25 protein-coding genes and 1 pseudogene are annotated in these 18,791 nt (G+C 45.8%); 20 read left to right on the top strand and 6 right to left on the bottom strand.

Annotated elements, in window-relative coordinates:
• The first annotated feature begins 1 nt into the window (after position 1).
• A complete protein-coding gene (locus SCACP_RS16340; protein WP_425058547.1) occupies positions 2-1,129 on the top strand; it encodes a glycosyltransferase family 4 protein in 1,128 nt (375 codons plus the stop codon).
• A 91-nt stretch (positions 1,130-1,220) separates the two neighbouring features.
• Here SCACP_RS16340 and SCACP_RS16335 read toward each other — a convergent pair whose 3' ends face one another.
• A complete protein-coding gene (locus SCACP_RS16335) occupies positions 1,221-1,394 on the bottom strand; it encodes an ATP-binding protein (protein WP_425058546.1) in 174 nt (57 codons plus the stop codon).
• A gap of 250 nt (positions 1,395-1,644) precedes the next feature.
• On the opposite strand from SCACP_RS16335, the gene tnpA reads away from it, so the two are divergent.
• The 3 genes and pseudogenes from tnpA (at position 1,645) to tnpC (ending at position 3,944) form a co-directional block, all read left to right on the top strand.
• Entirely contained in the window at positions 1,645-1,974 is a 330-nt protein-coding gene (tnpA, locus tag SCACP_RS16330) for an IS66 family insertion sequence element accessory protein TnpA (RefSeq protein ID WP_425058545.1), read from the top strand.
• Positions 1,968-2,315, top strand: a complete 348-nt coding sequence (tnpB, locus tag SCACP_RS16325; protein ID WP_425057810.1) for an IS66 family insertion sequence element accessory protein TnpB — start codon at positions 1,968-1,970, stop codon at positions 2,313-2,315. The genes tnpA and tnpB overlap by 7 nt, the downstream gene beginning before the upstream one ends.
• Positions 2,316-2,376: 61 nt before the next feature.
• Positions 2,377-3,944: pseudogene (gene tnpC / locus SCACP_RS16320) on the top strand (IS66 family transposase).
• A 94-nt stretch (positions 3,945-4,038) separates the two neighbouring features.
• On the opposite strand, the gene SCACP_RS16315 reads toward tnpC, so the two are convergent.
• Positions 4,039-4,374, bottom strand: a complete 336-nt coding sequence (locus SCACP_RS16315) for a helix-turn-helix domain-containing protein (RefSeq protein WP_425058544.1) — start codon at positions 4,372-4,374, stop codon at positions 4,039-4,041.
• A gap of 612 nt (positions 4,375-4,986) precedes the next feature.
• Between SCACP_RS16315 and SCACP_RS16310 the strand changes: the two genes are divergently transcribed.
• From SCACP_RS16310 to SCACP_RS16280, 7 genes are all read left to right on the top strand, one after another.
• Complete coding sequence (locus SCACP_RS16310; protein WP_425058543.1) at positions 4,987-6,303, top strand: MFS transporter; 1,317 nt, start codon at positions 4,987-4,989, stop codon at positions 6,301-6,303.
• A gap of 47 nt (positions 6,304-6,350) precedes the next feature.
• The gene (locus tag SCACP_RS16305) at positions 6,351-7,550 is read left to right on the top strand and encodes a hypothetical protein (protein WP_425058542.1); all 1,200 of its coding nucleotides are present in this window, start codon (positions 6,351-6,353) and stop codon (positions 7,548-7,550) included.
• Between the two features lie 31 nt (positions 7,551-7,581).
• Positions 7,582-8,217, top strand: coding sequence for a cobalamin B12-binding domain-containing protein (locus tag SCACP_RS16300; RefSeq protein ID WP_425058541.1), 636 nt, complete (start codon positions 7,582-7,584; stop codon positions 8,215-8,217).
• Between the two features lie 20 nt (positions 8,218-8,237).
• Positions 8,238-9,035 carry a methyltetrahydrofolate cobalamin methyltransferase gene (locus tag SCACP_RS16295; protein ID WP_425058540.1) on the top strand — a complete coding sequence of 266 codons (798 nt, stop codon included), beginning with the start codon at positions 8,238-8,240 and terminating at the stop codon, positions 9,033-9,035.
• A gap of 671 nt (positions 9,036-9,706) precedes the next feature.
• The gene (locus SCACP_RS16290) at positions 9,707-9,877 is read left to right on the top strand and encodes a hypothetical protein (RefSeq protein WP_425058539.1); all 171 of its coding nucleotides are present in this window, start codon (positions 9,707-9,709) and stop codon (positions 9,875-9,877) included.
• Between the two features lie 28 nt (positions 9,878-9,905).
• Positions 9,906-10,457: a DUF4351 domain-containing protein gene (locus tag SCACP_RS16285; protein ID WP_425058538.1), complete on the top strand. Its 552-nt coding sequence runs from the start codon at positions 9,906-9,908 to the stop codon at positions 10,455-10,457.
• A gap of 117 nt (positions 10,458-10,574) precedes the next feature.
• Complete coding sequence (locus tag SCACP_RS16280) at positions 10,575-10,883, top strand: sugar phosphate nucleotidyltransferase (protein ID WP_425058537.1); 309 nt, start codon at positions 10,575-10,577, stop codon at positions 10,881-10,883.
• Here SCACP_RS16280 and SCACP_RS16275 read toward each other — a convergent pair.
• Positions 10,880-11,425: an ATP-binding protein gene (locus SCACP_RS16275; protein ID WP_425061428.1), complete on the bottom strand. Its 546-nt coding sequence runs from the start codon at positions 11,423-11,425 to the stop codon at positions 10,880-10,882. The two genes, SCACP_RS16280 and SCACP_RS16275, sit on opposite strands and share 4 nt — an antisense overlap.
• Positions 11,403-11,627, bottom strand: coding sequence for an AAA family ATPase (locus SCACP_RS16270; protein WP_425058536.1), 225 nt, complete (start codon positions 11,625-11,627; stop codon positions 11,403-11,405). The genes SCACP_RS16275 and SCACP_RS16270 overlap by 23 nt, the downstream gene beginning before the upstream one ends.
• A 319-nt stretch (positions 11,628-11,946) precedes the next feature.
• On the opposite strand from SCACP_RS16270, the gene SCACP_RS16265 reads away from it, so the two are divergent.
• From SCACP_RS16265 to SCACP_RS16250, 4 genes are all read left to right on the top strand, one after another.
• Positions 11,947-12,252, top strand: a complete 306-nt coding sequence (locus SCACP_RS16265) for a nucleotidyltransferase family protein (protein WP_425058535.1) — start codon at positions 11,947-11,949, stop codon at positions 12,250-12,252.
• A complete protein-coding gene (locus SCACP_RS16260) occupies positions 12,240-12,641 on the top strand; it encodes an HI0074 family nucleotidyltransferase substrate-binding subunit (protein ID WP_425058534.1) in 402 nt (133 codons plus the stop codon). The genes SCACP_RS16265 and SCACP_RS16260 overlap by 13 nt, the downstream gene beginning before the upstream one ends.
• A gap of 540 nt (positions 12,642-13,181) precedes the next feature.
• Complete coding sequence (locus SCACP_RS16255) at positions 13,182-13,343, top strand: nucleotidyltransferase family protein (RefSeq protein ID WP_425058533.1); 162 nt, start codon at positions 13,182-13,184, stop codon at positions 13,341-13,343.
• A gap of 125 nt (positions 13,344-13,468) precedes the next feature.
• Complete coding sequence (locus tag SCACP_RS16250) at positions 13,469-13,660, top strand: hypothetical protein (protein WP_425058532.1); 192 nt, start codon at positions 13,469-13,471, stop codon at positions 13,658-13,660.
• A 34-nt stretch (positions 13,661-13,694) separates the two neighbouring features.
• Here the strand turns inward: SCACP_RS16250 and SCACP_RS16245 are convergent, their stop codons facing one another.
• A complete protein-coding gene (locus SCACP_RS16245; protein WP_425058531.1) occupies positions 13,695-14,288 on the bottom strand; it encodes a Uma2 family endonuclease in 594 nt (197 codons plus the stop codon).
• A gap of 170 nt (positions 14,289-14,458) precedes the next feature.
• Complete coding sequence (locus SCACP_RS16240; protein ID WP_425058530.1) at positions 14,459-14,686, bottom strand: DUF4143 domain-containing protein; 228 nt, start codon at positions 14,684-14,686, stop codon at positions 14,459-14,461.
• A gap of 236 nt (positions 14,687-14,922) precedes the next feature.
• On the opposite strand from SCACP_RS16240, the gene SCACP_RS16235 reads away from it, so the two are divergent.
• The 5 genes from SCACP_RS16235 (at position 14,923) to SCACP_RS16215 (ending at position 18,778) form a co-directional block, all read left to right on the top strand.
• Positions 14,923-15,171, top strand: coding sequence for an AbrB/MazE/SpoVT family DNA-binding domain-containing protein (locus SCACP_RS16235; protein WP_425058529.1), 249 nt, complete (start codon positions 14,923-14,925; stop codon positions 15,169-15,171).
• On the top strand, positions 15,162-15,629 hold the full coding sequence (locus tag SCACP_RS16230) for a type II toxin-antitoxin system VapC family toxin (protein ID WP_425058528.1): 468 nt from the start codon (positions 15,162-15,164) through the stop codon (positions 15,627-15,629). The genes SCACP_RS16235 and SCACP_RS16230 overlap by 10 nt, the downstream gene beginning before the upstream one ends.
• Positions 15,630-15,671: 42 nt before the next feature.
• Positions 15,672-16,145, top strand: coding sequence for a hypothetical protein (locus SCACP_RS16225; protein ID WP_425058527.1), 474 nt, complete (start codon positions 15,672-15,674; stop codon positions 16,143-16,145).
• Between the two features lie 72 nt (positions 16,146-16,217).
• Entirely contained in the window at positions 16,218-17,138 is a 921-nt protein-coding gene (locus SCACP_RS16220; RefSeq protein ID WP_425058526.1) for an Rpn family recombination-promoting nuclease/putative transposase, read from the top strand.
• 257 nt (positions 17,139-17,395) lie between these two features.
• Positions 17,396-18,778 (top strand): mannose-1-phosphate guanylyltransferase/mannose-6-phosphate isomerase, encoded by a 1,383-nt coding sequence (locus tag SCACP_RS16215; RefSeq protein ID WP_425058525.1) that lies wholly within the window; start codon positions 17,396-17,398, stop codon positions 18,776-18,778.
• The last annotated feature ends 13 nt before the right edge of the window (positions 18,779-18,791 follow it).

Genomic DNA, 18,791 nt, shown 5'->3' with positions numbered 1-18,791 from the left:
TATGCGGGTAGCACTTATACACGACTGGCTTGTAACCTATGCGGGAGCAGAGCGGGTACTGGAACAGATGATTAAACTATTTCCAGAAGCCGACATATATAGTATCGTTGATTATTTATCCCACGAACAACGCGAATTTATCGAAGGGCACAATATTCATACATCGTTTATACAGAGTATGCCTTATGCGCGTTCGCGATATAGATACTATTTGCCTTTTATGCCCATCGCCATCGAACAATTCGATTTATCTGCCTATGATTTGATTCTGTCAAGTTCTCATGCTGTTGCGAAAGGTGTAATCACAGGTCCTGACCAACTTCATATTTCATATGTTCACACCCCAATCCGATATGCATGGGATCTTCAACATCAGTACCTTAAGGACAGTCAATTAGAGTGTGGACTACGCAGTTGGGCAGTTAGAATGATGCTCCATTATTTACGTCAATGGGATTACCGTACTGCGAATGGAGTCGACTATTTTATTGCCAATTCTTATTTTGTAGCTCGGCGAATATGGAAAGTCTATCGGCGTGAAGCGAAAGTGATTTATCCTCCGGTTGATATTGAACGGTTCTCATTATGTGAGACTAAAGAAGATTTTTATCTTACTGCTTCCCGTATGGTCCCTTATAAAAAAATCGATTTGATTGTTGAAGCGTTTAGAGAGATGCCTGATAAACGTCTCGTAGTTATTGGTGATGGCCCGGATTTAAAAAAAATAAAATCAAAGGCAGGTGCAAATATTAGCTTTCTTGGGTATCAGGATACACCGGTGCTTTCTGATCATATGAAAAGAGCTCAGGCGTTTATCTTTGCGGCAGAAGAGGATTTTGGCATTACTCCGGTTGAAGCGCAGGCTTGTGGCACACCTGTGATCGCTTACGGCAAGGGAGGAGCTTTGGAGACAATCAAGGGGCTTGATCAGTCAGAGCCAACAGGTATATTTTTTGGAGAGCAATCCACAAGTGCGATTATTGCTGCTGTCCAAAAATTTGAACAGGTACAGGATAGAATATGCCCTACTGTTTGTCGCGATAATGCATTAAGGTTTTCAGTGGAGCGTTTTAGGAAAGAACTGCGCTCCTTTATTGAAGCTAAGTTGGAAGAGTTTAATCGTAAATAATACTCATTCTGTCAACGCCGGAATAAATTTGACCGAATCGCCGGTTGAAAATTGACCCATTTCGCCGGAATGCAAAACGCCGGTTTAGTCTCTACGCCGGGTTAATATTCGCCGGCGTAGTTGGCATGAAGCCAACCTTTAAACGGTCTTTCAGCCGGTAAGTATCTCCACGAATATTGATTACATGAGCATGATGCAAAAGCCTGTCCAGCATTGCAGTTGCAATCAGGGAGTGTATCATTAACTGTGTAAATGGAATAAACATCCAAGATTTTGGGGACACTAATATTGCTTTTACTCATGCGCAGGATAGGGCGACGCAGAGGTGCGACCCGAGCGGCATATGAGGTTTAGCGAGGTGGCGATGCTCATGTGAGAGTGTCGCTTTTCCTTATCTTTGCCTCGGAAAACCCAAAGCGATAAACCTCATCTTTGACAGTTGTAAGCGTCAAAGTATCCCCACATAGCGTATATGCTTCAATCCTGGGATAATGATCTCAGGAGGGATAAGCTGTATGGAAAATACAATAACAAGCAAGCGTAAGGCCTACTCTGCTGTCGAAAAAGCAGCGCTGATAGCAGCATATAAAGCCAGTGGCCTAAGCAAAAAAGAATGGTGCCAGGAAAATGCTATTGGCCTGAGCACATTGCAGAGATGGCTGCAGCACGAAAAAAAGCAGGACCAGCCGCAACCGGTACAAAACTGGATTCCTGTCATCCAGGCTGCGCCAGAACGACCAGCCAGCCTCGAAATACAAATCGGCAAATGCAAAATTGCCGTAGATACTAAAACAGATAAAAAACTCTTGGCAACGGTGCTTGGCGTACTGGTGGAAGTATGCTGAAACTATCGGAACATACACCAGTCTTTTTAGCCTGCGGGGACACCGATATGCGTAAATCCATTAATGGCTTAAGCGCATTGGTGCAGCATAGTTTTAAGTTGGATCCGTTTCAAAAAGCACTGTTCGTCTTTTGCAACAAACAACGCAATCGAATTAAGATTTTAACTTGGGAAGACAACGGCTTTTGGCTGCATTTAAAGCGCTTGGAACGAGGCCGTTTCAAATGGCCGACACTTGACGACGCCACCATGGCGCTTACCACAGAAGAACTGTGGAACCTGATTCAAAGCCCGGGCATCGAACAAAAACTGCGTCGCACGCAAGTTTTAAAAAGCCGCTAAATCATTGATTTTACTGGCTTTTCGCCTCATTTTCCGGTATAATAGAAGATAAGAAAATGGTATCGGAAATGAGGATTTTTTCTTGCAAACACAGGCACAGCTTGAAGAAGAAAATGCGGAATTAAAGAAACGCGTTCAGGAATTGGAAGCGCTCAACAAGTGGTATATGGAGCAGTTGAAGCTGCTTCGCCAAAAAAGTTTGGCGCTTCTTCGGAAAAAAGTAAACGCGATGACCAGGAACAGTTAAACCTCTTCAATGAGGCGGAAGCTGAGCGCCAACCGATTGCTGTGGAGCCGGACGTGGAAACCATCAGTTATCAGCGCAAAAAGGGTAAACGCGGAGAAAACATAAAGGACTTGCCGGTAGAAGTGATTGAATATACTCTGCCAGAAGGTGAACAGACCTGCCCTGCTTGCGGTGAAGAGCTGCATGTTATGAGCAAGGAAGTACGTAAGGAATTGACGATTGTTCCGGCAAAGGTCAAGGTTATCGAGCACGTAAACTATGTATACGGTTGCCGAAATTGCGAGAAAAACAATATAGAGACGCCGATCATCACGGCTAACGCGCCGAAAGCGTTGCTGCCTAAGAGCATGGTATCCGCCGAGCTTATGGCCTATATCATGAGCCAAAAATTCGTCAATGCTATGCCGCTGTATCGGCAGGAGCAGGAATTTAAGCGGCTTGGCGTAACGCTTTCCCGCCAAAACCTGTCCAACTGGGTTATTAAAGGTGTCGCACTTTTGGAGCCTTTGTTAGCAGCCCTAAAAAAAGAGTTGCTTTCAAGGGATCTGTTGCACGCCGATGAAACTACTCTGGAAGTGTTGTGTGAACCCGGCAGACCGGCACAGACAGATTCCTATATGTGGTTATATCGAACGTCCGGGGATACGGATCATCCGGTTGTGCTCTATGACTACCAGGAAGGGCGCAGCGGGCAATTTGCCAAGGCGTACCTTGCTGGGTTTTCCGGCTATCTTCAGACCGATGGTTGGCATGGGTATCACAAGGTAGAAGAAGCCGGTGTAACCTTGTGCGGCTGTTGGGCACATGTTCGGAGAAAATTCAATGAAGCCTTGGTCGGCCCTGCGGCTAAACAGCCGGATAGTAAAGAAGCGATAGGTCTTGCCTATTGCAATAAGCTTTTCGACGTTGAAAAAAAGGCCGAGCACATGACGCCGGAAGAACGGCATGAACTAAGGCAAAAAGAAGCTAAACCAATTATCGAAGAGTTTTATAAATGGATAGAAGCTTGTTGGGCTGATACCTTGCCGCAAAGTCTACTGGGCAAGGCGCTTACCTATGCCCAAAATCAGAAAAAGTATCTGACAGCCTATTTGGCCGATGGCCGCATCGAAATATCGAATAATCGTGCGGAGCGATCTATCAAGCCTTTTGTGATTGGACGAAAAAACTGGCTGTTTTGCAATACGCCTGGTGGCGCAAAATCGTCCGCCGCTGTTTACAGCATAATCCAAACGGCCATAGAAAACGGATTAAATCCGCAAGCCTATCTGGAATATGCCTTTAGGCAAATCCAACTGCAGGATACGCTCTGTATTGAAAAACTACTTCCGTGGGCTGAAGAAATTCCTGTAAGCTGTAAAATGCCTAATAAAAAAGCATAACGGTTCCAACAGCCATCTGATGTTTTATCATATCGTACATCAGGTGGTTTTTTATTGATAGGTGGTTTTGCTTTGACGCTTACTAAAGTTCCTGTTACTTATCAGTAGCAGATTTTTTGATGCCATGCTTATAAAGGACAAATTCTTTGATCAGGGCAATTTCTTTTTTTATATGATCGGGAAGATCCTCCTCATCTATTTCATTATTTTTATGTTGAACGGCGGATAAATTGTCTTCTGAGAAAAAATCTGCAAGGGAAATCTCGAGAGCCTGGCAGATTTTAGCCAGAGTGGTGACTGTAGGAGCTTTTTTGCCGGATTCTATTTCACTTAAAGTGGTTTGGCCTATTCCGGCTTCTTTATATAATTTATACTGACTCCATTCTTTTCGTTGTCGTAATTCAATAATTCTCTTACCAACATCGGTCATATTGTTCACCTTCTATACATCGCTCTAGCGATTGTAAACTATGTAAAAACCAAGAAAATATATCGCAAAAACGGTTGACTTTTATGCCGCAAAAACGATATAATTAAAACAGCAAGTCTGATAACTATAGAATCTTTGCAGGTAAGCGATTAATCCAAGAAAAGTTATCAGGTAGTACAAAAATGGTATTGTGGTAGGAGTAGTTTTTCTATTAAATTAGACAGTGATGTGATATTAAGACAGAGCTGGCTTGTTTTACCGATTACTTAAGTGAAATACGTGGATAAGAAGAGGCGCCGTTCTTGTCATGTGATTCCGCTTTTGTAATAGACACATGTATTTCCCTGTAGAGTATCAATTTGCTAGTAAAATGAGATGGATGAAATCAATCGCATATTTCATTATATCCTATCATTGGTACAACGTAAATGATAGGGTACGAATGCCGTGTGGTTGATTTGTCAGCATGTGCGTATGTAAATGCTTACCCAAGGGACAAGTCTGTCTCAAATTGTGTCTAATCGACACCGCTAATTATGTCATAACAAGACAAATCGGCTTACTGCTGATGTGAGGCGTATGGCGGTAGGAAAGAAAATGGGAGGATGACAAATGGAACAGATAAGCAGGTTGAAGACTTTCAGGTGGACACTGGTACTGCCATTTATTATGGTCGAGTACATTTTAGCCTATGTGGACAGGACCAATATTTCCTTTGCGCTTGACGGCATGGAAAAGACGTTGGGGATGACTTCGGCCACGGCGGGCTTTATCTCGGGAATTTTCTTTATCGGTTATGTGTTGCTGCAATTACCGGCTGGGCATTTGGCCAGCCGGGTTAGTGCAACTAAGAATATTCTGGCGCTCAGTATCTTGTGGGGTGTATTTTCCGCGCTGCAAGGTGCTGTGACCAGTGTTACCCAGCTTACGGTTGTGCGGTTTTTACTCGGGGTTGTGGAAGGCGGCATGTTTCCGTCCATCTATGTTCTGGTGGCTAACTGGTTTCCGGCCGGTGAACGGGGCAGAGCCAGCAGTTTCTTTACCTTTTACATTACTGTAGCCCCGCTGGTTATGTCGCCGCTTTCCGGCTGGATTGTTTCCAATGCCGACTGGTGGGGCATTCCGAGCTGGCGCTGGCTGTTCTTTCTGGAGGGGGCTCCCGGTGTCATTTGGGGCATTATCTTCTGGCTATTGATCCCTGACAATCCGCAGAAAGCCTCGGCAAAACAGTTAAGTGCTGCGGAGCGGGCGTATTTGTTGGCTGAATTTGAAAAAGAGGACAAACAGCCCAAAGTTGTCCAGGAAAAATCATATCTGAAAGCGGCTCTTAATCCTAGTTTCATTTTTCTCACATTGTCGTTTACCGGTCTGGTTATGGGTAACTACGGGATCGGCATCTGGATGCCGGTCATTATCAAAAGTATTTCGAATTTTGGCTATACGGCTGTTGGTTTTATATCAGCCGTCCCCTGGTTAATTGCCACTATTGTCATGGTCTATGCCGGTATCGTCAATGACCGCTGGGGCAATAAGCGGGCGCTGATCATCATTCTGGAACTCATTGCCGCCGCTGCTTTCTTAGGGATATCTTATGTCGGCACAAGTAGCCTCTGGCTCAGCGTAGCGTTGCTGAGTATTGCTGCTGCGGGAATCGCGGCTGTCCAAGGTGTTTATTTCTCCTTCCTGCCGGAATTAATTACCAAGGAAATGGTAGGGGGATTAACCGGGATCTTTGCGGCCGTGGCCAATATCGGCGGCTTTGTGGGGCCGTTTGCCGTGGGGGCGCTTATGGCCGGCGGCAACAAGCTCGGGGGCATGCTGTTTCTTGCCGGTATGCTGATTCTGGCCGCTTTCTTCATTGCTTTCTGCAAAAATCAAGCTGCAGATCATGGGCATGGTAGTAGTGGTACATGCGCAATGACAAAATAGAAATTTTTTCATAGAATATATTTTTTACTGTGAAGGAGGCTGTTCGCATGATGACGTACAGAGAGAGAATGCTTGCCACCTTGCAAGGCAAGCCGGTAGACTGCCTGCCGTTTGTGCCGCGGCTCGACTTGTGGTACAAGTCTAACAAGCTCAGGGGGACTTTGCCTGCGAAATATCGGCATGCTACCCTAAAGCAGATTATTGAGGACCTGGATATCGGCTACCATACGGCCATACCTGATTTTCACGTCTATGACGACTCTCTTGATATTGTCGACCGGGGCCTGGGAATCTGGCGGGTAAAGCAAATTCCCTGGAAAGCCGTGATGCGGAATATACAACGGAATATTACCTACAGTGGTGATTTGACAACGGTTGAATACATTACGCCGCAGGGAACGATTAGGACCAAAATTCTTTATGACGATGTTATGCGCAACGCCGGCATTACTCTTTCCCATGTAGCGGAAAAAGCCATCAAAAGTCAGGACGACTATGACGCGATCGGATACATTTTTGAAAACATCGAAGTACTGCCTAACTATGATTGGCTCCTGGAGTTCAAGGACTATGTCGGCGACCGGGGCATTATCTGCGGGCCGGCCAATCAGGGGGCATCGCCCATGCATGAAATTTTGCATGAATTGATGGCCTATGATTTATTCTTTTTTGAAGTGTATGATCATCCGGCAGAGTTAAAAAGACTGGCTGAACGCATGCGTCCCTACTATGACAAAGTTTTGGAGGCTGCGGCTCATAGTCCGTTGGATGCGGTCATGGTAGGGTCGAATTATGATATTCAAATTACCTGGCCGGAGTTTATGGGGGAACATGTCACTCCTTATTTGGCGGCAGCGGCAGAGAAGCTTCATACCGCCGGGAAGTATCTACTTACCCACACTGATGGTGAAAACAAAAAACTACTGCCGTACTTCATCGAAGGAAAGATTGATATTGCCGACTCGATCTGTCCGGCGCCGTTAACCTCTCTGACCTTGAAAGAGGTGCGCGATGCTTTTGCCGGAACAGGGATTACCATCTGGGGCGGCGTTCCCTCGGTGGCCGTTCTTGAGAACACCATGACCGATTATGAGTTCGAAGCGTACATGGATGATCTGTTCGACAGTATTGGCAAAGGGGACCATTTGATTTTAAGTATTGCCGACACGGCACCGCCGGAAATGAAATTTTCCCGCCTGGAACGGGTGGCAAAGATGGCGAAAGAGTTCGGTGCCGTCAATCCTTAAAAATAACGATATTTTGCGGAGGTGCATACCTATGAACTCACTTATGGAAAAAATCAGTAAGGCAGTCATTGCGCATAATGCCGGCGAAGTAGAATTCCTTGTGAAACAGGCGGTCGAGGAAAATGTTGATTTGTCAACCATCATTAATGAAGGCCTTGTCAGGGCGATGAATTGTATTGGCGAACGTTTCAAAACCAACGATGTGTTTATTCCGGAAGTCCTGGTATCGGCCCGGGCAATGGGGGCAGGGATGGCCATCTTGAAGCCGCTCATAGTCAAAGCCGGCATAAAACAAAAAGGGACGATCGTGATTGGCACGGTAAAAGATGATCTTCATGATATTGGTATCAATCTTGTTACCATGATGTTTGAGGGGGGCGGGTACAAAGTATGTAATCTGGGTATTGACGTAGCTGATGAAAAATTCCTCGAAGCCGTTGCAGTGCATAAGCCGGATATTGTCGGGATTGCCGCCTTGCTGACGACGACCATGCCGCGCATGAAAGAAACAACCGCAAAAATAAAAGCACAATATCCCGGTGTTAAGGTGATGGTCGGGGGAGCGCCGGTAACGCAAAAATTTGCCACGGAAATCGGGGCTGACCTGTATGCTGCCGATGGCGTAGAGGCTGTGGCCAAAGCGAATGCCGTGCTTAGGCAGTCATAAACCGGGAAGGAGTATTAGCCGTGATCATTATCGGAGAACTGATTAATACCAGCCGTAAAGCCATCAGTGAAGCCGTAGACACCCGAGATGCGGACACCATCAAGAAGATTGCCCTTGAACAGGCTGAAGCCGGCGCCCATTACATTGATGTTAATTGCGGCAATAAGCTTGATGATGAAGTCGAAATCATGAAGTGGCTGGTAAGCACGGTGCAGGAAGCAGTGGATACGCCGCTGTGTATTGATAGTCCGAATCCCAAGGCCCTGGAAGCCGGCTTGTCGTTAGTAAAACATGGTCAGGCGATGATTAATTCGATCACCGATGAACACGGGCGGTTTGCGGCAGTGCTGCCCCTGGTGCTGAAATACAAAACTAAAGTGATTGCGCTTTGTATGAGCGACAGGGGCATGCCGCATACCGCCGGGGACCGCATGCAAGTGGTACAAAGCCTGCATACCAAACTTACAGAGGCCGGTGTTCCGGAAGATGACATCTATTTTGACCCGCTTATAAAGCCCATCAGTGTAGTTGCCGGTGCCGGGGCTGAAGTTCTGGACACCATTAAGCTCATTAGACAGCAGTATCCTCATGTGCATTTTGCGTGCGGTTTGAGTAATGTATCCTTTGGGCTGCCCAATCGCAAGATGTTAAACCGGCTGTTTGTTGTCCAAACCATGACGCTGGGGATGGACGGGTATATCCTGAATCCTACCGATAAGGGCATGATGGGGTTTATTTATGCAGCACAGGCTCTGTTAGGACACGATGAATTCTGCGGCAACTATCTAATGGCCTACCGGCAAGGCCTGCTTGGGTAAATTAACGGGCTCAATACAGAGGAGCAAAGCTAATCATAGCCTTGCTCCTCTGTATTGGGAAATATTTTTTCCAGCTCTGAGTTGCTCATGCGGCACTGTTCGTCCGGCTCTCGTACTTGTCTAAGGTACCAGCCATGACAGGATACTTCCGAATTACAAACAGAACAAAACAGATTCTCGCGATTCAAAAACCTCCAGAAATTGCGACGATAATCCTTGGCAGAGGCGCCTAGATATGCTATTATCATGATCGTTTTGTAACATGGGAAAAGCCCCTGTCAGAGGTAGAGTTGCAGACCTATGACCCTCGAGACTGGGCTTTTTCCTTTTCCTCCCGCGTTGTTGCGGGTATATAGAGACTCACGGACTCACGGGGGACTCACGGGGACGGTTCGCGCGAGTCTGTTTCGGCAAAAAGACAGCGTTTGTCTGCCGGGCAGGGGCTATCAACGGGGACGGTTATTGATTGACAATGGATAAATATGGATATAAAAATTATAGAATATGCGAAAACGTCAGGGTGTTGCTTAGAACGGAATTTACCATGCGGAGGTTAATGTCGCGGACGTAAGCCGATGAGCTATTTTATTGCTGTTAATCATATGATATAATACACATATAAAAGTTGTTGCTGACGAGAATGCCGGTAACGGCGGAAGCACAGGTGAGCGATGAATCAGCATGACAGTTTGTGGAAGATTATTATAGAAGACATTTTTGAAGATTTTCTGGCCTTTTTTCTGCCTGATGTGCATGCGGCGGTAGACTTTAGCAGAGGCTATGAATTTTTGGATAAAGAAATGGTTTTCAACCAGTCTGAATTATCAATACACTGTGTATAAGATTGCCGTCCAAAAGGAAGAGGACCTGTTGCGTTCCGAGAATCCGTTCGCCTTAGTCGTCCTGGCGGGGTTGTACCTGATCAAAAGCGGGAAGAATGAACAACAGCGCTACGAATTTAAACGTATCCTGGTGCGACTGTTGCTAGAGAGAAAATATCCGAAGGAAAAGATACAAAGCTTATTTGACTTTATTGATGGTCTGTTGTATTTAAGTTCTTCGCTGGAAATGCAATTTAAACAGGTCGTTGAAACCATGACGGAAGGAGATGATCATACCATGGGTATTCCGGCTCATTTGACTAACTACGGCCAGGTCATGTATGAACAAGGCATGGAAAAGGGTATAGAAAAGGGCATAGAAAAGGGTATAGAAAAGGGCATAGAAAAGGGCATAGAAAAGGGCATAGAACAAGGTAAGGCAGAACTGCTGACTCGCCTGCTTGTGAAAAAGTTTGGCGATACCATTCCGGATAGGTATCTGCAGCACATTCGAGCATTGCCGGAAGCGAAACTGGATATCATTACGTTGGCAATTTTTGACATGAAAGATCTAGCTGATTTGGAACGATATTTATCATAGGTTAAAACCGCTTAACGCAGTAAACGTTAAGCGGTTTTAACGACTCACGGGGACGGTTCGCGCGAGTCTGTTTCGGCAAAAAGACAGCGTTTGTCTGCCGGGCAGGGGCTATAATAGGTGCTGTATCTGATAACCAGAGCTACCAGCAAACAGCTGATGGCAATATACGACAAGCCCATGATATACTATCCCCTGACCACTTTAATGCTGGCCGGGATTAAAGATATTCTCGTCATCAATACCCCCCATGAGCAGGCGTGTTTTAAACAGCTCATCTGGGTGAGCCAGCATACGATAAAAATTGGCGACAAGGGATTTTTTTCCTATATATTGTCGTTTGATCCCGACTTTATTGCTCATAAATTCGGGCATATCACAGCGTATGGGTTATTGGGAATAGCGAGTTTTGTTGCAACCCGCCGTTAGATCAACCATGCAGGTACATACCAGTTATTTTTTTCAATAGGCAGGAAATCACTTGCCAGACAGATGACATTTCCGGGGCCAACCTCAAGCCCGGAGTTTTGCAAGATCCCAAAGTGTCGTATTGCATCCTTTCCCGGGCTTGCGCTTTTCTTTATTTCTATAGGAAATAGGGTATTGTTCTCGCTAACGATCAGGTCAATTTCCCGTTGGTCTTTATCCCGGTAATAGTATAATGGCGGCCTTTTCCCTGCATTGTAATAGCTTTTGACTATCTCGCCGACAACCCACGTTTCAAAGAACGCACCCGACATTGCTCCAGCCTCTAAGGCCTCCGGCGTGGTCCACTTGGTCAGATAAGCACAAAGTCCCGTGTCAAGAAAGTACATTTTGGGCGACTTGATCATTCGCTTAAGGGCATTGTTAAAATACGGCTCTACCAAAAAAACTATGCCTGATGATACAAGGATGGATAGCCATTGCTTGGCTGTCGGCGGACTAATGCCGATATCCTTTGCCAAATCAGCGTAACTGGATTTCGTCAATAATGATTGGCGGCTCAAACCTTTGCAAAAATAAAGCAGGGTCTGTTGCTGCAAGCTCTCTCAATAATGGGTCATCAAGGGTTACGTATTGCCTTTTGTTATCACTTAATTTTTTTAGCATAGTAGTTTTTCCGACTTGTCTTGGTCCTGTTATTAATAGCACAGGAAAGCTGCTTTGAATATCAAGCACCGTTTTTTCCATAGCCCGGTTTATATACATGTGATCACCTTCGACTTTTATAAAATGCAAATTTAATATAGACGATTATTTTTGCCTTGTCAAGCTGGAATAGCGGAATAGCGGGGAATAGCGGGGTCAGGCCTGACTTATTTGACTTATTTGAGCAAATAAAAAATGACCGGCTAATTGCCGGTTGGTACATTTCATACAAATCCAATTTTTGACATATATCTTTTGCGGCAGTAGCTGGTGGCAATAGCCGCTGCTTTTATTATTTAGCCGCTGTTGGTATAATGAATATATGTGCAGTGGACGGATTATAAATTTCCGGGAGGGCGTTATGAAGAGCATACCACAGGAAAAGATATTAGACACGGTTAAGCAGCTTGTGCTAAATGAAATTGGCGAAAGTACGGTCAAGGTATACCTGTTTGGTTCATGGGCGCGCGGCGAGCAACACAGGTCGTCTGACATTGACATTGCGGTGGATTGGCCGGGCGGGGCGCCGTCAGGGAAACTGGCACGGTTGCGTGAGGTTTTGGAGGAATCATATATTCCGTACCGCGTAGATGTGGTTGACCTAGCTGAGGCAGCTGCCGAGCTGGTCGATAAAGTACGTAAAGAAGGTGTATTATGGAAAGGCTGACAGAAAAAATCAATGCAGCGGAACGGGCTGTCGCGCGCCTCAGGGAGGCTGCTGAGCTGCCCAATCCCAGCGAACTGGAACGTGATGCTATTATTCAGCGCTTTGAGTTTACTTTTGAGGCCGTTTGGAAGGCAGCTCAGTCCTACCTAAGAGTTGTCGAAGGGATTGATGCGGCTTCACCGAAAGGAGTCATCCGCAGCTGCAGAGAGGTTGGCCTGATTGATGAAGCTGATGCTGTATCAGCCTTAAAAATGGCAGATGATCGCAATCTTACAGTGCATACTTATAACGAACCCCTTGCTGCAGCAATATATGAACGTATTTTAGAGTATCATTTGCTTTTAGCTAGGTGGTTCGAAGCGATAAAAAAGGGGCAGGCAGCCGGCTGATCAGTCCAATGGATTTAGCCAGAAGGTAACAGAAATAGCGGGGTCTTGACTTATTTGAGCCAGTGACACACCCCGCCCTTGCGGGCGCCCCTCTATGTTAGGACTATAGCAAAGTAAAGTTTGTCGATGAAGCAAAAGATGGGAAGTGTTACCGGGCTTGGCAGGACGAAAAAAAGAGTAGCAAGTAGGTTTTAAAAGCGGGAAGCTGCGGCGGGTGCCGCAGCCATTTTATTTTGGTGGTTAAGTTGGTATAATATAGAGCATAACGGAAGGACGGGAAAGTGAACTAGGACCAGTTAATGAGTTTTGGCGCTTCAGAGGAAGGCTGGAAGTATCGGGAGGTGTATTTTTTGCTTACTCCAAATAATGGACTCACGGGGACGGTTCGCGTGAGTCTGTTTCGGCAAAAAGACAGCGTTTGTCTGCCGGGCAGGGGCTATAATAGGTGCTGTATCTTGGTATGCTTGTTTGCGCGGCATTTATAATGTTTATTTGTCTACTCAGCTGCTGGTATAATAATACTGTGAGAGGTGCTTTTGGATGTGCGCCTATAATCAAGAAATAGAAAACATCAAAGTTCAGCTGATCAATAAATTTCATCCGATGGATATTATCCTGTTTGGTTCACGTGCCAGGGGAGACAATTCGCCTGTTAGTGATTATGATATTGCCGTTTTTGGCAAGACTATGACAGAAAAATGAGAAAGCCGGTTTTTACTTTGAAGTTGAGGATATTGAGACGCTTAAGAAGATAGATGTAGTATTTGTTGACGAGAAAGTCAGTGCAAGATTACTGGAGAAGATAGCCAACGAGGGGGTTGTTGTTTATGAGAGGACTTGTTGAAAATCTCATTCATGCAAACCTCAGATTAAGAGAAGTTGTAATAAAATTTGCGCAAAGCAACGATGATCTTTTCCGGGACGGTTTAATTCAAGAAATAGCTGAACGGATAACAGCGCTGTATGCACATGAGTTTGAGAAACTAATAAAAGTCTTAAGGCAGGAATATATCACATAATGCTTTGCAAAAATGAGCGGAATGCAAGGCTGTGTTAGTCCTGCTCCTCTGTATTTGGGAATATCTCTTCTAGCTTTATTTCTAGCTCGGGGAAGATGATAGGCGTTATAGTATTATCCCGAACAAAATACTCTGCTTCCCTGTATTTAGATAGCTCATCATTCATATAGAATCGAGTGATTATTTGATTTGACGGGTCAACGATCCAGTATTCAAAGACTCCGTTATTTTCATAAAGTCTGCGCTTCCTGATAACATCATGGCTGGCCGTAGCCCGCGATAAGACTTCTATGATTAGATCTGGAGCGCCTTTACAACCTTTCGGTGTAATTTTGGACTGATCACAAATTACTGTAATGTCGGGTTCTACGACATGAGTGTTATTTTCGTCTTTTATATTTTGGGCAAAAGTTACTCCAAAGGGAGCTATAAATGTCTCGCATGGCTTGCCTTTTAGATAAGTAGCAAACTCAACAGATAGATTTAGTACAATTCTTTGATGTTCGGTGGAAGGCGGGGCCAGAGCGTATGCTACTCCGTCTATAATCTCCCAACGCTCGTTCTCGGGCCAGTTCAGGTAGTCGGCATATGTGTAAATTCTATCGTTCTTAATAGCGTTATTACCCATAATACTCATCTCCCCTATAACGTCCTTTCTACTATTATACCAGATTAATGGAAACTTAAAAAGGAAAGGAAAAAACCTGTAGTTAGATCAACCATGCAGGCACATACCAGTTATTTTTTTCAATAGGCAGGAAATCGCTTGCCGGACAGATGACGCTTCCGGGGCCAACCTCAAGCCCGGATTTTTGCAAGATTCCAAAGTGTCTTACAGCATCCTTTCCCGGGTTTCCGCTTTTCTTTATTTCTATTAGGAAATGAGGTGTTGTTCCCGCTAACGATCAGGTCAATTTCCCGCTGATCTTTATCCCGGTAATAGTATAACGGAGGCCTTTTCCCTGCATTGCAATAGCTTTTGACTATCTCGCCGGCAACCCACGTTTCAAAGAATGCACCCGACATGGCTCCGGCCTCTAAGGCTTCGGGCGTAGTCCATTATGAAGGCAGGGCGCAGGTCACCTGCATTGCCTGATGCCTGCCTGATGCCGAATAAGCCATAATGGATGCCCTGCCTTATTATCAAAGTGGGGTTTATTTGTCGCTTGCATTCCGACTAAAATGAAAAAAGTCATACAATATTGTATTCTGGTAGGAAAAAGGTTATAATAAGTATAAAAAAACGGCAGGAGGTGTTACTTGTGTTCGGCGTGAGCGCAGAAGTAAAAATTGGAGATAAGAGTCAATTCGTTATCCCTGCTCGTATCAGAGAAAATGCGAAAGTTGGACCAGGTGATATACTAATAATAACCAGTGATCGTAATGGTCGTATGAGCCTTATCAAGAAACCCGAGGATTGGGCAAAGGCGGCATGGGGCTGCTGCAAGGGTGCATGGGGCGAAAAACCACTAGAGACTCTGCAAAAGGAACGTGAGGATGCGTGGGAATAACGGTTGACGACTTCTTAAAATCGTACAAAAATATAGCGTTTGATACAAATGTCTTTATTGCAGTTTTCGCCCAGGAGCCGCTAGGCGCGAAAGTTCTTCCTATCATTGATGCTGTTGGTAATAAAGAGACACACGAAATATGGACTTCCGTACTTGCATTTTCAGAATGCAGTGTGCGTCCTTACCGGGAAGCTAACCGGACCGCTCTTGATCAGATAAAATTAATGTTTCAGATGCCAAACCTTACGGCTTATCCAATCGATGCGGCGATTGCAGAAGAAGCAGCAAAAATACGAGCTAATTATAATTTTAAAATGCCGGACGCTCTGATTGCAGCTACAGCAATTGTAATGGGCGCTGACGTATTATTAACGAATGATCATAAACTTTCAACAATAAGAGAAATCCCTGTTGTAAGGCTCGACGAACTGGATGTCACAGGGGACGGTTTTCTTTAACAGTAAACCTTAAGTAAGTATGGCGGGGGGAGGATGATGAGTATGAGTGAAGAACGTTTTGACCGCATTGAAAACATGATGGCCCAGCTTATTCAAATGGTAGGCCGCAGCAATGCTGTTATCGGGGATCTGCGTCAGGATGTTACAGGGCTCAAGCAGGATGTTGCAGGGCTCAAGCAGGATGTTACAGGGCTCAAGCAGGATGTTGCGGGGCTCAAGCAGGATGTTGCGGGGCTCAAGCAGGATGTTGCGGGGCTCAAGCAAGACGTAACTGTGCTCAAGCAAGATGTTGCAGGGCTCAAGCAGGATGTTGCGGGGCTCAAGCAAGACATAACAACTCTTGACGCTAAGATGGAGCAAGGCTTTGCCGATATCGTTAATATGGTAAATGTACTTGGCGGAAAGATGGATAAAATAGAGTCAATACAAACCCATCACTCGGACATGCTTGACGTTTTAGCCACGCGTACCACCCGGCAGGAAGCGGAGATTCAGGGGCTAAAACGGGCAAAGTAAACGCCAAAACACGGGGGACAGGTTAATTGATATAATATATGCAAGACAGAAGGTCGGCAGGAGGTGCATAATATGTGTTATGTGAATCCAAAAGTAGATTTTGCGTTTAAAAAATTATTTGGCAGTGAGGAGAATAAAGACCTCTTGAAAGCGCTGGTGAATTCGATGCTGTCACCGGAAGAGCAGCTTGAGGAAATTATACTCAAGAATCCGTATAATTTGGCTGATTTTAAAGGAGATAAGCAGTCAATTGTTGATATTAAGGCTATGGATGAGCGCGGACGCTGGTATGATATCGAGATTCAAATTGGCGTGCAGGAGTATTTTGCCAAGCGGGCTATGTATTACTGGGCCGCAATGTATGGAGACCAATTAAAAGAAAAAGGCCGGTACGGCGAACTGAACAAGACGATTTGCATCAGTCTGCTGGATTACAATTACCTGCCGGAGAGCGAGTATCATAACGTATATCGACTGCTTAATATCAGGACCTATCAGGAACTTGACAATATTTGTGAGCTGCATTTTGTAGAGTTGAATAAGTTTACTAAAGGACTGAAGGAAGTAAAGACAGCTATCGAACGATGGGTTACTTTTTTGAATAATGCCACAAAGTACAACCGGAATAATATACCGGCAGAACTGGCGGCAGACGCCATGGTAAAAAAAGCGGTGGAGCAGCTGGAAATTATATCGTTTTCGGATGAAGAGCGGGAAATATACCGGGCACGGGAAAAATTCCGGCTGGATTTTCTGGCAGTGATTGAAACAGCCGAACATAAGGCCCGGGAAAAAGGAGTGCAGGAAGGGCTGGCGGAAGGCCGGGCTAAAGGGCGTGAAGAAGGACGTGCAGAAGGGCGTGAAGAAGGACGTGCACAAGGACGTGCGGAAGGTAGGTTAGAAGTTGCCAGAAATTTGCTGGCTAATGGGCTAAAGGCAGCTGATGTGGCCAAATTTACCGGTATTTCTTTAGAAGATATTGAAAGGCTTTAAAGCCCAGTCAAACCGACGAGTATATTTATGGACAACACGATACATCCAATCATTTTTCCGGACATGCACATAGACCTCAAAGAGATATTTCCGGAAACAGTTGAGCACCCGGGTGACTAGAGGATCTAATAGTACAATTTACCGACGAGGGGGATATATGCACTAATTTGTTATTAATTGGCAGGATAAACTAATGATGGCAGCGAAATTATTCTATCAATATATGGCAAAATCGTTCCAAGGGAGTGAGCTGATTCGTGAAAATAATCATACTTGCCGGAGGCGGCGGTACCCGGCTGTTTCCTTTATCCCGCACGTGTCTGCCCAAGCAGTTTTTGAAACTGGGCGAGGAGCAGTCGCTGCTGGCCCAGACGGTAAAACGGTTTATGCCGCTGGTTAAGCCGTCTGACATGGTTGTAGTCACCAATCAGGCCTATTATCACCACGTCCAGGCGGAACTTGCCGCCTGCGGCGCGAGCGGCGCGCACATTCTGCTGGAACCGGTGGCCCGCAACACGGCGCCGGCCATTGCTCTGGCAGCCCGGTTTTGTCTTGACGAGTTAGGAGCGCCTTCGGACGAGGTGCTGTTTATTACCCCGTCCGACCATATCATTCATCCTGTCGACCAGTTTATCCGCAATGTGCGGCAGGCGGCTGAACTGGCAAAACAGGATAAGATCGTGACATTCGGTATAAAACCGGATAAACCGGAGACAGGCTATGGCTACATTCAGGCCGGTCAACCGTTTGGCGCCGGCTACCAAGTAGCTTGTTTCCGGGAAAAACCTGATAAGGATACGGCCGAAGCCTACCTGGCCGCCGGCAACTATTACTGGAATTCCGGAATGTTTGCTTTTACTGTCGGCTGCATGCTGGAGGAACTGCGTGTCCATCAGCCGGAAATCTATCAAATAGCCTCTGCTGTTTTCCCGGAAGTAATCAATAATTTTGCGGCCATGCCCAGCATCTCTATCGACTATGCGGTTGCCGAAAAATCTACCCGTGTAGTGACTGTGCCCATGACGGCCTACTGGAATGATATCGGTTCCTGGGACGCCATCTATGATGTTTTGGAAAAGGACAGTTCGGGCAATGCTATTAAAGGGGATTGTCTGCCGGTTGACTGCGTCAATACCCTGATGCTGGGGCGGAACCGGCTGATTGCCGGAATCGGGCTGGAAGACGTCCTGGTCGTTGAGACCGATGATGTTATTGTTGTCGCCAAGCGCGGCGAATCGCAAAAAGTCAAGGATGTTGTCAATGAACTGAAAAGTCGCGGGCGGCGCGAGGCTGATGAGCATACTACCATGTACCGGCCCTGGGGCAGCTATACAGTATTGGGGCAAGGGCCGGGATACAAGATGAAAAAGATTATGGTCACCCCCGGTCACCGGCTGAGTCTCCAGATGCACTATCATCGCAGCGAGCACTGGATTGTCATTTCGGGTACGGCCAAAGTTACTGTCGGTGACAAGGAGATCATGGTCCATGAAAACGAAAGCGTATTTGTGCCGCAGTCTACCAAGCACCGGTTGGAAAATCCGGGTAAAATACCGCTGGAGATCATTGAGGTCCAGAATGGGAGTTATCTGGAAGAGGATGATATTGTCCGGTTTGAGGACGTATACGGGCGCGTGTAGAGGGAATGAGATT

Source organism: Sporomusaceae bacterium ACPt, assembly GCA_041428575.1.
Classification (GTDB): Bacteria; Bacillota; Negativicutes; order Sporomusales; family Sporomusaceae; genus Sporomusa_D; species Sporomusa_D carbonis.
The sequence above is the reverse complement of the archived record's forward strand: the minus strand, read 5'-3'. Positions and strand labels throughout refer to the sequence as shown.